Here is a 15,709-nt window from a genome sequence, read left to right as displayed (position 1 = left end):
GCTGAATGAGCAATGACAAGGGGCACGCAACAGCCATCTTCATAGTCGGCGCTGCCGTTATTGGCCTGGTGGTCGCTAATGGGAAAAGCGGGCAAACGCCTCCTGCGCCAAAACCTACTGCGACGACACCAGCAAACGGCGGGCAAAGATTTGGGGATCAGGCGATAGCGCAGCGGATGGTTCGCAATATGCTCAAAGACCCGTCCAGCGCAGAATTTTCAGAAGTCCATACGGGTTGGTCATCCGGCACGCCGGTAACATGCGGCTACGTTAACAGCCGCAACGGCTTTGGTGGCATGACAGGACGCCAGCGGTTTATATCTGGCAATGTGACGGCGCTCGAAGAGAGTATGGCTCCAGGCGAAATGGGCAAGGTCTGGGATAGAATGTGCTAAAAAGGGCGGCGCTAAGGCCGCCCGAGGGGGTCACAGCATGAACCGCGACATGTCTTCGATCATTTCGTGTGCGTCCTCACCATCAAAGACCGCACCAAAACGGCTGAGGTCAGCATGAAACGCATCTTGGCCTTGGCATCTGCGAGATTACTGCATTTGCCCTTCTGCATCTTTCGCTCGATTGCGGACAGGCGATCGCAGAGGGCGAGAAATGCCGGGTCCTCGTCGTCATACCCTGCGTTAGCAGTCTTCTGGATATGGACATATTCCAGCCGCAACGTTTCAAAATGACTCGGGCCGATTGCTGCAACAGCCGGAGCCGCGACGACGACAGGTGCGATTGCCATTGCACCGAGGATGCCCCGGCGATTAAAGACGTGATTAGCCATGGCGCAGTTTCCTTGCGCTAGTGGTGAGCAGGGTGGCGCGGAGGGTGGTAGCTCCGCGCCGTTCTGGTTTAAGGAGTGCCTAAGTTAAACTTAGGGGGTCACGCCGCCTTGGCGATCGGCGGGAATTCCTTCGCCAGCCGGGCAAGGCCTTTCGGGGTGATCCGGCACTGAGTGACGATCTTTTCCGAGCCGTCCGAGCGGTGAACGGTGGTGGTCTTGTGTTCCAGCAGGCCAGATTGCAGCTTGGGCTGATAGGCGATGTAGCCCGGCACCCCCATCCTCGTGTAAACCCAGCCGTGCGAGACGAGGAAGTCCGTCAGGTCCTTCGGGCGCACCTGCAAAACCTTGGCGGCGTCGCGGAAGCATAGCGAACCGTCCGAAACCGCCAACCGCTCATACGCTGCGACATCCGGCTCCATCTCTGCGACCTTGCTTTCCAGCGCGATCACCTTCTCAGTGTATCCGAGCAGGATGGAGCGCATGGCGGCAGGGTCGTTGAGCATCGCAATGGGGTCCGCAGACGCACTTTGCTCAAGTTCTTGCCAGCGATCGATGATGCGAGCCCGAAGATGCACATCATACCCTGACACGAGGATGAGGCACTCCCGCTTCGGAAGCTGAAACTCCGGCTGCGCCTTGTTCTGAGCGTTCAGATAGGACGATCCAAAATTGGATAGTCCCTCCTCCCCCAGCAGTTCACCCAGCGTGACGCGAACGTCACGCATGACGTGAGCGTGCTTTTTGCCGGTGAGATCCGCAATCTCACGAGTGCTCATCCGGGCTGGCACATTCCCGCCAAACCCACTATGTACGATAGCGTTCATTCTGAAACTCCCAAAGTCCAGGGTGACAGGCGTCAGCTCGGTTCTCAGGCCGTATGAGCTGACGCCGCTTTCTGCCGCTCGCGAAGAGCGATGATAATTTCTCCGTTCATGGAACGATGGTTTTCGCGGGCGCTCGCCTGCACGAACTCTTTCAAGTCGCGTGGAAGACGAACCCGCAGCATCGGGTCTTCCCTTGCCATGTCACCTCCTGTCTGTATGGCCCGCACATAGTCCAACATGGACCATTGCCTGTCAACAAGAAAATGGGCCATTTATAGCCCATGAGCGACGAATCAGACTTTTCCTATTTTCGGGTGCGGCTACCGAACGACCTGAAGGCGCTCATTGAAGAGGCGTCCTACGCCAGTAAGCGTTCCATGAACGCAGAGGTCATATCGCGGCTGGAGGCGTCGTTCGCGCAAGACCAAGAGTCTGCCGATGACAAAGAAACCATTGCTGAGCACGAAGAACGTATCCGTGAACTCGAGTTCGACATGCGGCGCATCCTTGACCGCATCGAGCACGAGATTCGTGGTTAGACCAACCACTCCTAACCGCTTCCCCACGGCTGCGGGATCACCCCTGCTTAAATTGCCGCTGCATGAAATCGACAAACTCGGGGGAGGCAGGCTTGGGCGTGTCAGGGTTGGCCGATCGATTGTGAGCCTCGACAGCCTCCAGATACTCGCCGATCGTGATCTCTCCCCAGTCCAATCCCAGCGATCCGCACCCGGCTAGGATTTCACCGCGCTTGAGCGGCTGGTGCGCCTCTGACGCCCTTTTTTTTTAGGCGCGTCGAGCTGGATGCCGGTCAGCAGTGCCTTCAGGATGCCCCAGGCGACCGGCATGAATTCCGCGTAGGGGCGGCCATCGACGTACTGGTCCACAATGCGAGTGGCATCAATCGCCGACACGGATATGCGTTGACCACCGACGAAGCCCTCGCTGCCATACTGAGCGGCTAGACGGATGACCTCGTAGGCATCCTTGGCGCGGGCAGGGCCGGGCAGGTAGAGCGCTGCCCCGGTCTCCTGATTTATGCCGACCGAGCCGCACAGCTCATCATAAATCGTGCCGATCGCCTTATTGCCGCAAAGCCGTTCGACCTCGATCTGAGCTTTGAGCGGGAGAAAGAACCGATAGCGGCCCGGCCCAAAGTCAAGCTCTATCGCGGTCGTCACAGGGGAGAGCCAGCGGTCCAGCTGAGCTTGCCTTCGCCAGCAATCGCAAGCTCAGCCGTGCTGTCCTCGCTAAGCGTCTCGTTGTGCGAGGTCATGACACCCTTGCCGTCACGATAGCCATAGATTGACCCGGTACGCTCGCCATCCGTCAGCCCGTCATCGTAACGCCCGTAGAGCAGGCGGAAGTCGGAATGGGCACCAAGTACGTCCTCATAGAGGTCAAACTGGTCCATATTGACCACGCCAGTGCCACTGATGTCCCACGAACGGCCGGTCACGCGCACCGATCGATCAGGGATTGCAGCAGGCTTGGCGCAGTCACGGCGATAGCGGTCGTTCGTCTGGACCGCCTTGTTCAGCGTGGCGCCTTCAAAGCCGCAAAGCATGGTGTAGGCCGTGCCGACCTTGACCATGATCTGGATGTAATCGGGTTCGGTCGGATACGACATTCGGCAGGCTCCACTCGTTTGAGCGAAGCCTAAGGATCAGCCTTCCGAGGAATTACCGCCGTCAATGACCCGCATGGACGCTCGGCGCTGTTCTGCTTGGCGTTCGTGCTGCGGCGGGTGATGGGCTTCGGCCCACATGGCGCGAATCTGCAATGCGCTCATAGGATGCCCCATTGCTTGGGCCTCTTCTGCCGCGTCTAATGCGATATGCTCTGGGATGACGCCTTCGCGTATCAGGGCGGTCAGCAGGAAGGTGAGGGCCTTTTCATCCACGCCGCACCTTACCGTCTAATCGATGATGACGCGAGCCTCTACCGACAGGATGGCATGATATGCCTCGTCATCGTCGCCGTCTCGGATGAGCCGCACCGAGCGGACATTCAGCCTGGCAGTGGCATCGCCGATAGTCACGCGCTTGCGATGAAGCGCGAGTTTCATAGCCGATCCAATCTTGCCCGCCACGTCCTCTGCATAATCTTCAACCACAGTCCCCGTCTTGCGGTCCTTGGCGAATCCATGAGCAAGCAATGTGACCGTACCGCCAGCATAGCAGGCGCCGTCCAGCGGCAGGCTATTGAAGCCATCTAGGCGGGTAAACGGGAACGTCGGTGTTGCGGGCGTGGTCGATGGGTACATGCGGCTAGCGGGGACGAGTGCCTTAAGGGCTTCGTCAGCCTTCATCTGTGCCAGCACCGCGCGCCGCACATCTCGGATAAGATCGCCCGCCATTATCTCTTGCTCACTCTTTCAACAGCCTTGGCGACCAAGTCTTCCACTTCCTTCCGCTTGGCGTCCCGCGCTGGTCCCATGAATGGCCTGGCTTCCGTCTTGCTATCGCCAAACTCGTAGCGCACCGGCCCCGCGCGCTTATATCCCGGCCGCGCGGTCACGCCTGCGGGCCTGCTCGATCCCTCCTCCAGCGCAGCGCTGTATGGGGCGTTACTCGACACCTCGACCAAAAGCGGATCTTTCTGGATTGTCTCGATGTTGTTCGCGAGAACGCCAGTGTCGTTGTTGGGGGGATCGCCAGGCTTGCTGGGCTCATGGTTTTTGCCACTCACTGATCCGGTGGTGATGCTAATTTGGGCGTGACGCTGGATAATCTCGCCACCTACAAACAGTGCTTGCCCGACCTCGCGCACGACGTCAGGACCTTGGAGACGCTGGAGGCGCTTAAGGTAGGCGTCAACGCCTTTCGCCTTGACCATCAGACCCGCCGCCCTCGGCTTACCGCGCGCCCAGCCTCAGCCACCGATCGGCCGATGTCATAGTACTGACTCGACTCCCGCAGTTCTTCCTGCAACCATTTGGACCATGCAGGATTCCGGACCAGATTCGCCCGAGCGACCAAATCTCGAAACCATTCTTTCTCGTCATGAGAGTATGATTCAGGAAGCTTTTGCAATCGCGACGACCGCCGCTCAGCTATCATCGAGCCTAGCGCTAGTGCTGAAGCAACGAGGCCTGTTAAATGACAACCAAGCTGCGCAATGCGCTGGGCTTGTGCGATCCGTTGGCGAGCGTTTCGAAGCCATGGGTTTTGACGACAATGCGTCGGATTTTGGGGCGATGGCAGCGATACTTCTTGGCGCTCCGCCTCCGCCAAACCGGGGATCGTAAATTCCTGCATCACGCTCTCCTTCCCCTGCACAACCAGTACGTCCCCATTGTATCCTTGTCGACCGACTGCACGGACCAGCGCCCTGCGTTCGGACCAGCCGTGACGTTCAGCGTAGCATCCGTGTCCAGATCACCCTCAAGCGTCTCGCATAGCACCAGCAGCGATACATCCTTGTCACGGTAGCCCTCAGCCTGGCGCATCGCTTCCGTGACGCGATCTACCTGCACCTTGCACGGCCGGCTGACCGGCGTTCCCGGCGATACGATCGACCCACCATCGTCCATGACAGGCACGCCCGGCCATTCCGCGAAACTGTCGACGTAAGGCCCGAGCCCGGCGTTCGAGAAGGCGACGGCGATCTTGGCAAAGGCGGCGGGAATGGTCACCAGCCCGGCCACCCGCACGTCGGCTCGACATAGCCGACCAGCATAGGCCCGCCCGTGTTGCGCCGGAGTATGACCGCGAATTCCTCGCCATACGTCGTCGCATCCCAGCCGCTCGATAGCGACCGATTGGACGCCGCTTCGCTGATCTGGACATCCATGCTGGCTGACTTGAATTTCGTCACACCGGTCGGGATACCGAGAACCGCCAAATCGCTATCGTCCGCGATGCCGGGCGCTTTGGAAAGCACCAGCTTATGCGCCGCATAGGCCAAGCGGGCCGGATCAGCGTCCGCGCCCCAGGCATCCGTGACGTATCTATCTGCGTCGGTCAGCCAGTATTGGATGCGCGTGTCATCGACATTCTCGAACGCCGGGTAGCGCATCTTCAGGTCTGCGGGGGTAGCCATCGCGGTCACCAATTCGGAGCCGCGTAATCGCGCTCGCCAGCAGCCCGCGATCGAACCAGCGACCGCCCCGGCCCGAGCAGCGCCTGAGCCTGCGCCAAAAGCTGGTCCCGCGTGACGGCGGTGATGTCGATCCGTGTGTCGCGAAAGCCCTGACCGACGCCTGGTTCGTATTCTCGCAACGAGACGGTCGACACCGGATAGGGCAGGCCGCGCGACATCAGGTTGCCATTGACGACCGAAAAGCCCGGAGACGCATCGCCCAACACCTCGACCCGGCCCGTGGTCAGGCCGGAGATAGCCGCTTGGAACGGGCGGCCCTGCACGCCCTGGGTGGTGGAGAGGTTGAGAGCATTCAGCGCCATACTGCCTCCATGCGGCTATGAGGCGGCGGGCTGTACCGCCGTTACTGACGAGCGACGACGCGGACGTTCAGGCCAGCGCCGCAACAAAAAGGCCGCCGCCCGAAAGCAGCGGCCCGAGGCTGGGAGAAACCCGGCAGGAGTTACTTGGCCGGCTTGGTCGCCTTCTCCAGATCGGCCTGGAGTGCCGCCACCTGAGCCTTGAGGTCCGCGTTCTCGGCAGTCAGCGCCTCGACCCGATCGCTGGCAGCAGCATCCGCTTCGGCGTCGACCTTACGGCCAAAATCGGGAATGTCGCCCTTGATCTCGATCTTGTCGCCGCCCTCAGTCTCGATGTGCTGAGCGCCGTCCTTGTCCTTGGCAGTGATCGTCACGCTCTGGCCCGGCTCCACCCAATAGGTGCCACCGGATGCCAGATTGATGCCACGGGGGCCGGGCTGATAGTTGGTCTTCTTCATGATCCGGCTCCCTTAGATGTTGTCGCGGTAGCTCATCGTCTTCGGACGATAGAGCTCGAACTGACCGACGTTCATCACGCCGTCGACACGCCAGGTCATGGACGAGGTCGGGAACAGCGGCATGAACTCGAACATGCCTGGCAGGAAGAACTCCATGTTGTCGGGATTCTTCTCGTAGGCGACGATGCGGCCGGTGCCGCCAGTGCCCGCCGTCTCCAGCTCGCGGCTCGGACGGATGTCGAGCGGCTGCTTGGTGATCGCGGTGTAGGCGTTGTTCTCCGTGATGTACTTCAGGATCGACTGATCCGTGTTGGGCATCCGAGTCCGGTTGGCGATCAGGAACTTGCTGGTCGGGATCAGCAGCGAATTGGCAGTTGCCGTCTCGCGGGTGTTCACGAACACGTCCGTCAGTGCGGCGTCCACGTCAGCCGACATCTGATCGGCGGTCGCGGTCGCCCAATTGCCGGTCGGGGCGTTGGCGGTGGGCACGACCGTCTGGTTGATCATGCCCAGAAAGTTCTTCTCGCCGGTATCGCCACGAATGACGCGATCGTAGATGAACTTCTCGGCAACCATACGCGCGGCCGAAGCCTTGCGTTCGGCCAGGTTGGACCCGCCTTCGGTGACGCCAGGGTTCTGCGCGACCATGCGCGCGAAGCGCTCGACCTCGCGACGCGACAACTCATAGCCGACGCCCGCCAAGTGGAACTGCGTCACGCCCTGGTTGAAGTTGATCGAGGCGTTCGGAACGTCGAAGGCCTTGCCGCCCAGATATTCCGCCTTGCCAGCGACATCGCCGGAATAGACTAGCGTGCCGACATCCCACATGTCGCCATCGGTGTTGACCGGAACCAGCCCGGCATAGTCGAAGCTCGGGTACTTCTGGCCGATGAACTTGTGGGTACGGTACAGCGCGGGCTGCGCGAACCCGACCGTCTGCTGAGCGTCGTGAAGATCGAGCGTCGGGGGCACGCCAAAGCTGCGGGCCGCGTCGCCAAGATGAATGATGTTCGGTGCGTACATTGGTTCAGCCCCCTCTTACTGCTGCACGACGCGGAGACGGACCGGCGCACCGCTCGACACCGCGTCCATGAAGGTCGCAGGGATCGCCGTGTTGCCGCTCGCGGTGGTGGTGAAGGCGCCCGCGCTGGTCACATAGGCCGCCGCGTCCTTCGTAGTGTTACTGCCCGCCAGCACCCAGATATCGCCCATATCGAGCAGCGACATGGTGCTGTACTGCGGGTGCACGTCTGCCGTGCCGGTGAGGCCGGGCACGATGCCACTGTCGGCGATCACGATGCCCTTGAACTTCGTGCCGGGGGTCGCGGTGACCTGCTTGCCGACGCCAGTCGAGAAGACCGCCTTGCCGAATGCGATACCGGCCGCGTCAGCTGCAATGCCGGTCGGGCGCGACTGTGTGTTGCCATCCGCCAGCATGCCGGGGAAGCCCTGCGCATAGCCAGTGAGATACGTGTCCTGAACGGTGATGGGCATGTCTCTTCCCCCCTTATGCCGCGTCGGCAGCGTTGAACGGCGTCTTCCAGGCCGACGACAGAGCGGCGCGCTGCTTGGCGCGATCGTTCAGGTAATCGGTGTGCGCGTCGGTGATCTGGGCAGGCGCGCCGATCGGCTGGACCTTGGGCTGATCGACCTTCGTGTCCTTGGTCAGCGCGTCGAACGCGATGCGGACATGCTCGCCTTCATAGGTGTTGCCCGGCATCGCCTTGTCGACCACGGCCTTCATGATGGCTGCTTCGTCCATCGCGTCGGTGACGGCCACGCCATTCGCCTTGGCCTTGGCTTCGATCACAGCGAATGCCTTGCCAGCGTCGCGGAGCTGCTGAAGCGTCGGCTTGGCATCCGCCAGCGCCTTGGTCAGCTTGGCGATTTCCGCGTCCTTGGCGACCAGCGTGGCCGCGTCGGCAACCGTCTGGGCTTCCAGAGTGGTCACCTTGCCGGTCGCTGCATCACGCGCGGCGATGAGGGTCTGAACGGTGGCGATTGCCGTATCGGCGTTCGCCATGTCGACGGTCAGCCCGTCGATAACCATGGTCTTCACGGGCTTCTCCGTCTTCAGGGTGTCGAAAAGGTTGGAGGGGAGGGCGTCGCAAATGGCGCAGTCGGAGCCAGCGCGGCCCCGATCGACCAGAGCGACGTGATTTCCGATGATGGAGCCGGGCTTTTGCCGAGCTTGGCACTTGGTGCCGTCAGGCGCGGTGAAGTCGCCAATCTCGACATCGCACGCATAGCCGTTGGAAAGCTCACGCTTGCCCGCATTGACCTTCGCCACGGTGGGGGCATCAGTCAGCATCAGGTCGAATGCGAGATATTCGCCATCACGCATTGCACCCATGATCGTCCCGCGCGCGTGGGTGCGCCAATTGTCAGCGGTTACGGGCTGGGACGGATGATCGTCGGTGATCGGCTTACCGATAAAGCTGCGGACGGCGCGTTCGTCAAAGACCGCACTCTCATCGCGCAGCACGTTGACGACAGCAGTGTCCCGCAGCCCATGCGTATTGTCAGGATCGATCTCGCGACCGGCATACTGGTAAACGCCGGTTCGGGCGGCTCGTGCGCGGACAGCCAAAGCGCCGCCTTGCAGCGGGCGGGGGGCGTCGAGCGTCAGGGCATCCGAGAATAGCACCCTGCCCGGATATTCGGGCTAGACGGGGGTGCTTACCGCCGTCAGGTGGGAGGCGTTATTTTGTCTTGCGGTGATCCGCCAGTGCTCGACCGAATGCCATGGCAGCCCCTGCCTGCGTTTCTGCAATCTGCCTCCCAAAAGCAGCGAATGCGGGCTGGTAGCGGGTCATCACATCGGCCATCTGCTTGGCGTAGTTCGGCTGGGGCTTCATCGCCCCTTCCTCCAGCAGCGCGTCGATCATGGATGCCCAAATGCCATGATAGTCGACCTCACAATTGCCAGCGACGTGGCTTTCGCTCTGCGCGGCATGCGTCATAGGGCTACTCGGCTCGCGGATCGCCTCGATCACGGCGCGGGCGATCCGTTCAGGCTTCATTGGGCCTTCGTCGGGGATCAACATTTCCCAGGCCACAGCCCTCGCAGCTCGCTCAAGAGGGCTCATTGCCATCCCCACTGAAATCGACCCTGCCTGCTACAATCTCACCAAGCGCTGTGTGCAATTCCGCGATCTCGTTGCCCCACAAGATGATGCCGCCTTCGGAGTCCAGCCAAGACACGTACACCGTAAGGTCGCGAATATCTCCGTGGCCTTCGTTCTCGTTTACCACATCAACGCGCATGGCCTCACCGAGTAGAGCGAAGGGCTCACCTTGGGCGGCATGAGCCGCACCACCTTTTGCGTTTTGCTCAAGCGGGGTCATGCGGCTTTCCTCGGCTTAGGCTTTCCCTTGTTCGTCGTCATTGTGGAAGGGGTCGACATAATGCGCTCCATCGTCCAACCGGCCTTGAGACGGTAGTAAAACGTGGCCACCTCTAAGCCAGCAATGTCGGCCGCCTCTTTGCCTGACATCGTACGACCGGCCCATTCGATCCGCAACGTATCCGATCTGTTGCGTTGCTGCACCAGTGGTGTCGCCCAACGCACATTGTCCGGCTCATAATCGCCGTCGCCGCAGATGCGATCCAAGGTGTGCTTTGGTGACGGTCGATCGCCAACGTCAGCCGCGAATGCATTGAAGTCGTTGCGCCAACGGTCGCATATCCGCACTCCACGACCTCCATAACGCTTGAACCAAGTGTGGTTGGGATTTTCGCAGCGCTGGATCATCGCTTTCCAAATGTTGAAAAGCGGATGATGCCCAGCCTGGCCTTTCCCAGGCTGTGCCAATGTTCGGCATGTAGGGCACATAGGTTGGCGCTGGGAGACGAGATTACCCACAAAATAGGGTCGGACATCACCACAATCGCATTGGCAGTCCACAACGGCTGAATTCCCCGGAGCAGGACGGGTGAGCGACAAGACGACAACACGACCGAACCGCTTCCCGACTGGCGCGCGTTTTGATATTCCGGGTGCAGGCATGATGGTCCTCCAATGACCGATTGCTCAGGGCCGGTCGGGTGTTCCACCACCTTTCCGGCCCGAATTTCATACACTATTCTTCCAGCCACTCCAAGTACGCCCTTGCCCTACAGCCGCAGTAAGGCTGGGTTCCGGGTGGTCCATCTGCGGGCGGATCAGACCATTCAAAGATCTTGCCATCGCGCTCGACATGGTTCTGTCGCGGATGGAGCTTTCTTGAATGAACCCAGACGTACTTCGTTATGCCTGCCTGTTCAGCGCGAGCCTGCGCCAACCTTGCGGTGGTCTTTTGCAATTGATCGGCCGCCACGCGCAAACTGCGGTCGCGGGCCATGCCCGTTGCCTTACGGATTTCGGCAGCGACATCGCGGGCGGGACTGCGAGCACGGAGGCCATTGAAGACGGCCGTTGCGATCCTCTGGCGTGCCTGACTGTTAATGTCTCGGACTAAGCTGACGTTCCATTCCAGCACCTCCGACAGTGGCTGGCTCACATCATTGCTGGTCAGCATGGTGGAAAGGTCGACATCCGACGCAGCAAGCGCTGCGCCGATGAACTTCGACCTTTCCCACTTCTCGACCTTGATTAGCCACTCACCCATAGCCGCCCGCAGCGACAGCACGAGGCGCAGGAACTCGTTCTCCGCCTGGTCCAGCTCGTTGTTGATGTCGCCAGCCGCGTCCGTCGTCAGCGCGGACAGGCTGCGCTCGTATTCCGCCAGGATCGCATCAGTGCGGCGCGTCCAGATGGCTACGGCCGGTGCGTAGACTGCTGCAAAAAGATTAGAGGCAAAGGTCGCCGGGGGCCTAATATCACGGAACACCACGAAAGATTTTCGTCGTGGCCGCCGCGCCATAGCTCGCAGATCAAACTTCATTACTGAGACCTCACCGGCGCAAAAAGCTTGTCCCCGACCCAACCCTTTTTGGAACGATAATAGAGGTTTTTCTGCGATATACCTGAAAGTCGTTCAGCCTCGGATAGGGACACCTGCTGCCCTTGGTAAACGACAAGATGGTTGTCCGTTCGGTTGTTCGCTTGTGTTTCTACCGAAGCCCAGCGGCAATTTCCCGGCGCGTATTCCCCATCTACATTGATGCGGTCAATTGAGTGCTTTTCGCTTGGCCTACGCCCCATATCAGATAGAAAGTTCTCGAAACTGTCGCGCCAACGATCGCACACGGCCACACCGCGCGCGCCATAATGCTTATACATTTTGTTGCGTGGGTTGTGGCAGCGCTGCTTCATGCCAGTCCAGGCATTGTGTTCTGGTGTGTGTGACATGCCATGCGTGGTGTGGCGGATGCGATTAGCTTCGCGCCCTGCCTCCATAGCCAGCCGAATGTTTCGGCGCCCGCATTCAGACTGTAGGCAGCCGCAGCTTCTCACGTACCCTTTGACGAGCGATACAGCTTGCGCAGTGTGCATTCCACCGCAGTCGCATTCGCACAGAAAGCGCGGACGAGGTCGGACGCCACTATCCATGCCGACGAAGCCGATAACTGTCAGTCTACCGAATTTGGAACCCGTATGGTCCTTGACTCGAGGCGGCACGGGAAGGATTTGAAGGGAAGCCATCGCGCTACTCCAATAGCGTTGTTTGGTCAGGCTCGGATCGACGCTCCAACGTCTTTCCGGGCCGCTCAACAATGGCGCAATTGGGCTGTAAAGTCACGAATTTTGACCGCTTGGTTCGCGGTCTTTGCGGTCGAAGCGCACGGATCACCGCGACGGCCGCGACGGGGGCGGTCCAAGTGGGATCACGTTCCCATCGTCGTCAATGAGAGGGCGGGGGCTGTATCCACCGGTGATCTTGCGCAACCAGCGTCGTGCGCCGGTTAAGTCATTCGCGCGCAACTCCCACGCATCGTTCGCATAGATCGTGCGCCATGCGAACAGCGATCGAAGCCAGCGGATCACTTTGCCGTCAGCCGCATACCATAACGAACGAGCAACGCTGCCCCAATATCGCTGACGCGGCGCGCTGCCCGTGTGGATGCGAGATCAACAATCGCGCAGGCCCACGCCAGCACGGTCACCCCATGCTTGAACCACGGACGCTGCTCAGCGTGCAGGTGCACCTCGATATGACCGGTCTGCATCAATCGATCTCCTCAAAAATCTCAGGACCAAACTCGATAGGTCCGCGATACGGCTCGACATTGGCCAGGTCGACAGGATCACCGGTCAGCGAGATATGAGGTTGGTAGTCGGAGTGGTCCCACGACGCCCCGGCCTCACGCATCGACATATTGCGATACGAAAGCCCGCTTGACGCGAAGAGTAGAACGGCTGTGCGATCACCCAGCGGCTCAACCAGTCGCGGACCACCGGCAGGCACGGTCAACCCGCCATCCTCATCGCTACCCCATTCACCGCCCATCTTGATCCAGTCGACGGGGGTCGTGCTGTATGCGATGGTGACGTGCAGGTCGTCTTGCAGATCGGGAAGCCCCTGAGACTTAGCCCACGCCTGCAAATCTCCCACGTTCTTCACCTTGCGGCTGACGTAGAGCGAGCGCGGCGCGGCATCATTTGCAGCACGACGCGCGGGGGCGCTTCCATCGCCACCCGCCGTCGCCTGAGATTCTGGATCACCTCCCTTCGCTTGAATAGCAGACGGGTCGGTCCCGTCGTCTTCGGGGTCGAGCCCGAACCTTTCCGACTCTGGAATTTCTGCGAGCGCCGCGTCGATGCCGACGAGCCAGCTTTCGCGATCGGAGAGGGTGTTCTGCACCGCCTTGACCAACGCCTGATCTGGAATGGTGCCGGTGCCTTGCAGTTTCTCGACGGCCTGGGTGAAGACGTAGAACGTGTCCGCGTCTTCCTTCTCGGTCGGAGCCCAGAGCGGTGCCCACTTCCACGACACCTTGTCCGGATCGGTGATGCCTGCGGATCGGAGCAGAACCGGGTCGATCTGGTCGAGGCAGGGCCGTGTCTCGAGCTGCTGCCCGGCCGATACCGTCTTTGCCCAGTTCTGGTCATCGTATGCCCCCGTGGCGTTCATGCCAGCAGGCGAGCGCCCGGTCAGCCGCGTAAACGGGATGTCCGCGACAGTCGCCACCATCTGGAGGAAGGCGTCCATCATGGCCGGGATACCGTTCCACGTCATGGTAAAGTCGTCGATCTTCTCGGCAGGCAGATCGGTGCCATTGCCGAGGTCGTAGACGCTGGCGTTCAGCGAATTCTCACCCTCGGCAAGCAGGCCGACCCGGGCGGCAATCTTGGAATAGCCCTCAGGCGTGGCGACACGCTCGGACAGATTGCCGATGCCGACGCGGGTCAACTTTGCCTTCTTGATGAGCGCCGCGAACCACGCCTGCGCATTGTCGCTGTTCTCCGCCTCGCGCAGCACGGTCAGCAACCGGCTATCGCCCCAGAAGGCTTCCTCATCGGTCAGCAGCGACCCAACCGGCAGGGTAGGCCCGCGAAAGCAGACGACGCGGCTGGGGTGGATAGGCACCGATCGGCCGTCCGTATCCATGAGGAAGCGCGTCGGCTCGCCATAGCGCGGATCGGTGATTTCGCGGATCCAGCCATCACCCCGGATTTGCCACCGGCTGACGACGTTGACCGCGACCAGCCCGCCAGCGTTTATCGTCTCAGGGTCGAGCGGCTGCGAGTGATCGCCCGCCGTGATGAGGATCAGCGCGCCGCCACCGATGCCGCGCAGGGTTTCCGCCTGGCGAACCTTGGCGATCAGCCCGAGCCGCTTTTCCTCCGCCTCAATCTTGCCCGCTAGGTCACCGTCTGCCTGCCAGTCGCGCCACTCGCGCACCCGGTCATTAGCTGGGATGGCGATGACCTTACGCAGCAGGCCGCTCGACTGGTATGCGGCGATGGCCAGCTGGTAATTGAAGACCCCGTAGGACCCGAACGTGGAACGGTTGCCGAAACGGGAGAGTGGCGAGACTACGGCTGCGATTGCACGGGTCAAGCTGTCGGTGATCCACGCCATGGTGCTGGGCTATGGCGGGGAGGGTGGGCCCGTTACCGCCGTTACAACAGGGCGTCGAGGTTGTAGCCCCCGCCACCGGCTAACATATCGGCGATAGCATCCATCAACGGATCGACCTGATCGTCCCAGCCTGTGCCTAGGCCATCGAACATCTGAAGCTCGGCACGCAGCGCCACCTTGCATTCGTGATTCTCGGGCAGGTGCACCATCCCTGTCGCGATCCAGGGCGCGGCGTCTAGGCCCCGCGTGTACTTGTCCTTGTCGCGGGGGATACCGATCACCGGGATTTGCTGGTTGCGTCGCAATGACTGGATCAGTCCCGTGCCAGATGCCTTGTCCTCAACCTTAAAACCGCGTGGCGTCAGCGCTTTGTGCTTCTCCCAGAATGCCTTGGCTGTCTTCTCAAGCTCGGGCGCCTCCCATTTGCCGCGCACTTGGTCGATCAGGTATATCCCGCTGGCAGCCTTGCCCCATAGCTGGATCACGCTGAAGTCATTACGCTCTCCGGTCTTCTGCGCCGTGTCCGCATAGATCGAATAATACTCGATCGGGGGCAGGTCCTTCCACCATTTGAAGCCCTCCATGTTGAAAAGCGCGCCCTCGATCGACACTGGCCGCTGCATGTATTGGCTGGCGAACGTGTACGCGTCTGCCTTCAGCACCTCGATTTCCGCCGCGTCATGCTTCTCGCGCCAGAGCGGACCATTAGGCAGATTGTGCTTGATTGGCAGCCCGTGGGTCCACTCGACCGGGTATGGCTCGCTGTTGTCGATCAGCACCGGCAGGTTCAGGTGGTGCCACTTCTCGCCAGTCCCGCCCGTCAGTAGGTGCCCCACGAAGTCGTCGGAGTGCAGTCGCTGCATGATGACAATGATCGGCACATCGTCATGCGCCAGGCGCGACCTGAAGGTGTTGGTGGCGCGCTGGTTGACCGTCTTGCGCTTGGTCGGACTGAAGGCGTCATCTGGTTTCAGCGGGTCGTCAATGACCAGCGCCCCGGTGAAGGTCGTTCGATCCATGTAACCAGCGCGGAAGCCCGTGATAGGACCGCCAGCAGCCTTTGCCAGCATTCCCCCGCCCGCAGTCGTCTTCCACCTATCCTTGGCCTTGCTATCGACCCTGACGGCTACTTCCTGCACCGCCTGATACCCGTCGAGCGCGACCAACCCGAGCACCTTGAGGTGGTGCCGGTTTTCTGGACAGGGTGTTAAGCTACTCCTGACCTGAAGGACTGGTACGGGAATGAAGACGACGAGGAAGCGCTACGGCGCG

Annotated in this window: 25 protein-coding genes; 2 read left to right on the top strand and 23 right to left on the bottom strand. The window is 60.8% G+C overall.

What is annotated here, in order from left to right:
• Positions 1 to 5 precede the first annotated feature (5 nt).
• Positions 6 to 395, top strand: coding sequence for a hypothetical protein (locus tag ACQKJZ_RS04500; protein WP_427730120.1), 390 nt, complete (start codon positions 6 to 8; stop codon positions 393 to 395).
• A 59-nt stretch (positions 396 to 454) separates the two neighbouring features.
• Here ACQKJZ_RS04500 and ACQKJZ_RS04495 read toward each other — a convergent pair whose 3' ends face one another.
• From ACQKJZ_RS04495 to ACQKJZ_RS04485, 3 genes are all read right to left on the bottom strand, one after another.
• Positions 455 to 784 (bottom strand): hypothetical protein, encoded by a 330-nt coding sequence (locus ACQKJZ_RS04495; RefSeq protein WP_427730119.1) that lies wholly within the window; start codon positions 782 to 784, stop codon positions 455 to 457.
• A 98-nt stretch (positions 785 to 882) separates the two neighbouring features.
• Entirely contained in the window at positions 883 to 1,608 is a 726-nt protein-coding gene (locus ACQKJZ_RS04490; RefSeq protein ID WP_427730118.1) for a phage antirepressor KilAC domain-containing protein, read from the bottom strand.
• Positions 1,609 to 1,652: 44 nt separating this feature from the next.
• Complete coding sequence (locus ACQKJZ_RS04485; protein ID WP_427730117.1) at positions 1,653 to 1,880, bottom strand: Arc family DNA-binding protein; 228 nt, start codon at positions 1,878 to 1,880, stop codon at positions 1,653 to 1,655.
• 9 nt (positions 1,881 to 1,889) lie between these two features.
• Here ACQKJZ_RS04485 and ACQKJZ_RS04480 point away from each other — a divergent pair, with 9 nt between their 5' ends.
• Entirely contained in the window at positions 1,890 to 2,147 is a 258-nt protein-coding gene (locus tag ACQKJZ_RS04480; RefSeq protein WP_427730116.1) for an Arc family DNA-binding protein, read from the top strand.
• Positions 2,148 to 2,342: 195 nt separating this feature from the next.
• On the opposite strand, the gene ACQKJZ_RS04475 is transcribed toward ACQKJZ_RS04480, so the two are convergent.
• The 20 genes from ACQKJZ_RS04475 to terL form a co-directional block, all read right to left on the bottom strand.
• The gene (locus tag ACQKJZ_RS04475) at positions 2,343 to 2,789 is read right to left on the bottom strand and encodes a hypothetical protein (protein ID WP_427730115.1); all 447 of its coding nucleotides are present in this window, start codon (positions 2,787 to 2,789) and stop codon (positions 2,343 to 2,345) included.
• Entirely contained in the window at positions 2,786 to 3,238 is a 453-nt protein-coding gene (locus ACQKJZ_RS04470; RefSeq protein WP_427730114.1) for a hypothetical protein, read from the bottom strand. The genes ACQKJZ_RS04475 and ACQKJZ_RS04470 overlap by 4 nt, the downstream gene beginning before the upstream one ends.
• A 36-nt stretch (positions 3,239 to 3,274) precedes the next feature.
• Positions 3,275 to 3,511, bottom strand: coding sequence for a hypothetical protein (locus tag ACQKJZ_RS04465; RefSeq protein ID WP_427730113.1), 237 nt, complete (start codon positions 3,509 to 3,511; stop codon positions 3,275 to 3,277).
• Between the two features lie 15 nt (positions 3,512 to 3,526).
• On the bottom strand, positions 3,527 to 3,967 hold the full coding sequence (gp17, locus tag ACQKJZ_RS04460) for a tail completion protein gp17 (RefSeq protein WP_427730112.1): 441 nt from the start codon (positions 3,965 to 3,967) through the stop codon (positions 3,527 to 3,529).
• Entirely contained in the window at positions 3,967 to 4,446 is a 480-nt protein-coding gene (locus ACQKJZ_RS04455; protein WP_427730111.1) for an HK97 gp10 family phage protein, read from the bottom strand. The genes gp17 and ACQKJZ_RS04455 overlap by 1 nt, the downstream gene beginning before the upstream one ends.
• A gap of 421 nt (positions 4,447 to 4,867) precedes the next feature.
• Positions 4,868 to 5,245: a hypothetical protein gene (locus tag ACQKJZ_RS04450; protein ID WP_427730110.1), complete on the bottom strand. Its 378-nt coding sequence runs from the start codon at positions 5,243 to 5,245 to the stop codon at positions 4,868 to 4,870.
• Entirely contained in the window at positions 5,242 to 5,652 is a 411-nt protein-coding gene (locus ACQKJZ_RS04445; protein ID WP_427730109.1) for a DUF4054 domain-containing protein, read from the bottom strand. Before ACQKJZ_RS04445 ends, ACQKJZ_RS04450 begins: the two co-directional genes overlap by 4 nt.
• A gap of 5 nt (positions 5,653 to 5,657) precedes the next feature.
• Positions 5,658 to 6,014 (bottom strand): hypothetical protein, encoded by a 357-nt coding sequence (locus ACQKJZ_RS04440; RefSeq protein ID WP_427730108.1) that lies wholly within the window; start codon positions 6,012 to 6,014, stop codon positions 5,658 to 5,660.
• A 140-nt stretch (positions 6,015 to 6,154) separates the two neighbouring features.
• Positions 6,155 to 6,469 (bottom strand): hypothetical protein, encoded by a 315-nt coding sequence (locus ACQKJZ_RS04435; protein ID WP_427730107.1) that lies wholly within the window; start codon positions 6,467 to 6,469, stop codon positions 6,155 to 6,157.
• A 12-nt stretch (positions 6,470 to 6,481) separates the two neighbouring features.
• Positions 6,482 to 7,492 (bottom strand): DUF2184 domain-containing protein, encoded by a 1,011-nt coding sequence (locus ACQKJZ_RS04430; RefSeq protein ID WP_427730106.1) that lies wholly within the window; start codon positions 7,490 to 7,492, stop codon positions 6,482 to 6,484.
• 15 nt (positions 7,493 to 7,507) lie between these two features.
• The gene (locus tag ACQKJZ_RS04425) at positions 7,508 to 7,963 is read right to left on the bottom strand and encodes a structural cement protein Gp24 (RefSeq protein ID WP_427730105.1); all 456 of its coding nucleotides are present in this window, start codon (positions 7,961 to 7,963) and stop codon (positions 7,508 to 7,510) included.
• A 13-nt stretch (positions 7,964 to 7,976) separates the two neighbouring features.
• The gene (locus ACQKJZ_RS04420) at positions 7,977 to 9,059 is read right to left on the bottom strand and encodes a DUF2213 domain-containing protein (protein WP_427730104.1); all 1,083 of its coding nucleotides are present in this window, start codon (positions 9,057 to 9,059) and stop codon (positions 7,977 to 7,979) included.
• A 112-nt stretch (positions 9,060 to 9,171) separates the two neighbouring features.
• Positions 9,172 to 9,516, bottom strand: coding sequence for a hypothetical protein (locus tag ACQKJZ_RS04415; protein WP_427730103.1), 345 nt, complete (start codon positions 9,514 to 9,516; stop codon positions 9,172 to 9,174).
• A 28-nt stretch (positions 9,517 to 9,544) separates the two neighbouring features.
• The gene (locus ACQKJZ_RS04410; RefSeq protein WP_427730102.1) at positions 9,545 to 9,817 is read right to left on the bottom strand and encodes a hypothetical protein; all 273 of its coding nucleotides are present in this window, start codon (positions 9,815 to 9,817) and stop codon (positions 9,545 to 9,547) included.
• Positions 9,814 to 10,224 (bottom strand): hypothetical protein, encoded by a 411-nt coding sequence (locus tag ACQKJZ_RS04405; RefSeq protein ID WP_427730101.1) that lies wholly within the window; start codon positions 10,222 to 10,224, stop codon positions 9,814 to 9,816. Before ACQKJZ_RS04405 ends, ACQKJZ_RS04410 begins: the two co-directional genes overlap by 4 nt.
• 328 nt (positions 10,225 to 10,552) lie before the next feature.
• Complete coding sequence (locus ACQKJZ_RS04400) at positions 10,553 to 11,356, bottom strand: phage minor head protein (protein ID WP_427730100.1); 804 nt, start codon at positions 11,354 to 11,356, stop codon at positions 10,553 to 10,555.
• Positions 11,356 to 11,727 carry a hypothetical protein gene (locus ACQKJZ_RS04395; protein WP_427730099.1) on the bottom strand — a complete coding sequence of 124 codons (372 nt, stop codon included), beginning with the start codon at positions 11,725 to 11,727 and terminating at the stop codon, positions 11,356 to 11,358. Before ACQKJZ_RS04395 ends, ACQKJZ_RS04400 begins: the two co-directional genes overlap by 1 nt.
• Before the next feature lie 668 nt (positions 11,728 to 12,395).
• A complete protein-coding gene (locus tag ACQKJZ_RS04390) occupies positions 12,396 to 12,581 on the bottom strand; it encodes a hypothetical protein (protein WP_427730098.1) in 186 nt (61 codons plus the stop codon).
• Entirely contained in the window at positions 12,581 to 14,437 is a 1,857-nt protein-coding gene (locus tag ACQKJZ_RS04385) for an anti-CBASS protein Acb1 family protein (protein ID WP_427730097.1), read from the bottom strand. The genes ACQKJZ_RS04390 and ACQKJZ_RS04385 overlap by 1 nt, the downstream gene beginning before the upstream one ends.
• A 41-nt stretch (positions 14,438 to 14,478) precedes the next feature.
• Positions 14,479 to 15,603 (bottom strand): phage terminase large subunit, encoded by a 1,125-nt coding sequence (gene terL, locus ACQKJZ_RS04380; protein WP_427730096.1) that lies wholly within the window; start codon positions 15,601 to 15,603, stop codon positions 14,479 to 14,481.
• Positions 15,604 to 15,709: the final 106 nt, after the last annotated feature.

This window comes from Sphingomonas sp. NPDC019816 (assembly GCF_050274375.1).
Taxonomy (GTDB): Bacteria; Pseudomonadota; Alphaproteobacteria; order Sphingomonadales; family Sphingomonadaceae; genus Sphingomonas.
This window is presented reverse-complemented; position numbering and strand designations above follow the sequence as displayed.

What these genes read in the sequence shown, in the direction of transcription:
- ACQKJZ_RS04500 (WP_427730120.1), top strand. Translation starts at nt 6, where the DNA reads ATGAGCAATGACAAGGGGCACGCAACAGCCATCTTCATAGTCGGCGCT.
- ACQKJZ_RS04495 (WP_427730119.1), bottom strand. Translation starts at nt 784, where the DNA reads ATGGCTAATCACGTCTTTAATCGCCGGGGCATCCTCGGTGCAATGGCA.
- ACQKJZ_RS04490 (WP_427730118.1), bottom strand. Translation starts at nt 1,608, where the DNA reads ATGAACGCTATCGTACATAGTGGGTTTGGCGGGAATGTGCCAGCCCGG.
- ACQKJZ_RS04485 (WP_427730117.1), bottom strand. Translation starts at nt 1,880, where the DNA reads ATGGCCCATTTTCTTGTTGACAGGCAATGGTCCATGTTGGACTATGTG.
- ACQKJZ_RS04480 (WP_427730116.1), top strand. Translation starts at nt 1,890, where the DNA reads ATGAGCGACGAATCAGACTTTTCCTATTTTCGGGTGCGGCTACCGAAC.
- ACQKJZ_RS04470 (WP_427730114.1), bottom strand. Translation starts at nt 3,238, where the DNA reads ATGTCGTATCCGACCGAACCCGATTACATCCAGATCATGGTCAAGGTC.
- gp17 (WP_427730112.1), bottom strand. Translation starts at nt 3,967, where the DNA reads ATGGCGGGCGATCTTATCCGAGATGTGCGGCGCGCGGTGCTGGCACAG.
- ACQKJZ_RS04455 (WP_427730111.1), bottom strand. Translation starts at nt 4,446, where the DNA reads ATGGTCAAGGCGAAAGGCGTTGACGCCTACCTTAAGCGCCTCCAGCGT.
- ACQKJZ_RS04445 (WP_427730109.1), bottom strand. Translation starts at nt 5,652, where the DNA reads ATGGCTACCCCCGCAGACCTGAAGATGCGCTACCCGGCGTTCGAGAAT.
- ACQKJZ_RS04440 (WP_427730108.1), bottom strand. Translation starts at nt 6,014, where the DNA reads ATGGCGCTGAATGCTCTCAACCTCTCCACCACCCAGGGCGTGCAGGGC.
- ACQKJZ_RS04435 (WP_427730107.1), bottom strand. Translation starts at nt 6,469, where the DNA reads ATGAAGAAGACCAACTATCAGCCCGGCCCCCGTGGCATCAATCTGGCA.
- ACQKJZ_RS04430 (WP_427730106.1), bottom strand. Translation starts at nt 7,492, where the DNA reads ATGTACGCACCGAACATCATTCATCTTGGCGACGCGGCCCGCAGCTTT.
- ACQKJZ_RS04425 (WP_427730105.1), bottom strand. Translation starts at nt 7,963, where the DNA reads ATGCCCATCACCGTTCAGGACACGTATCTCACTGGCTATGCGCAGGGC.
- ACQKJZ_RS04415 (WP_427730103.1), bottom strand. Translation starts at nt 9,516, where the DNA reads ATGTTGATCCCCGACGAAGGCCCAATGAAGCCTGAACGGATCGCCCGC.
- ACQKJZ_RS04410 (WP_427730102.1), bottom strand. Translation starts at nt 9,817, where the DNA reads ATGACCCCGCTTGAGCAAAACGCAAAAGGTGGTGCGGCTCATGCCGCC.
- ACQKJZ_RS04405 (WP_427730101.1), bottom strand. Translation starts at nt 10,224, where the DNA reads ATGATCCAGCGCTGCGAAAATCCCAACCACACTTGGTTCAAGCGTTAT.
- ACQKJZ_RS04400 (WP_427730100.1), bottom strand. Translation starts at nt 11,356, where the DNA reads ATGAAGTTTGATCTGCGAGCTATGGCGCGGCGGCCACGACGAAAATCT.
- ACQKJZ_RS04395 (WP_427730099.1), bottom strand. Translation starts at nt 11,727, where the DNA reads ATGAAGCAGCGCTGCCACAACCCACGCAACAAAATGTATAAGCATTAT.
- ACQKJZ_RS04390 (WP_427730098.1), bottom strand. Translation starts at nt 12,581, where the DNA reads ATGCAGACCGGTCATATCGAGGTGCACCTGCACGCTGAGCAGCGTCCG.
- ACQKJZ_RS04385 (WP_427730097.1), bottom strand. Translation starts at nt 14,437, where the DNA reads ATGGCGTGGATCACCGACAGCTTGACCCGTGCAATCGCAGCCGTAGTC.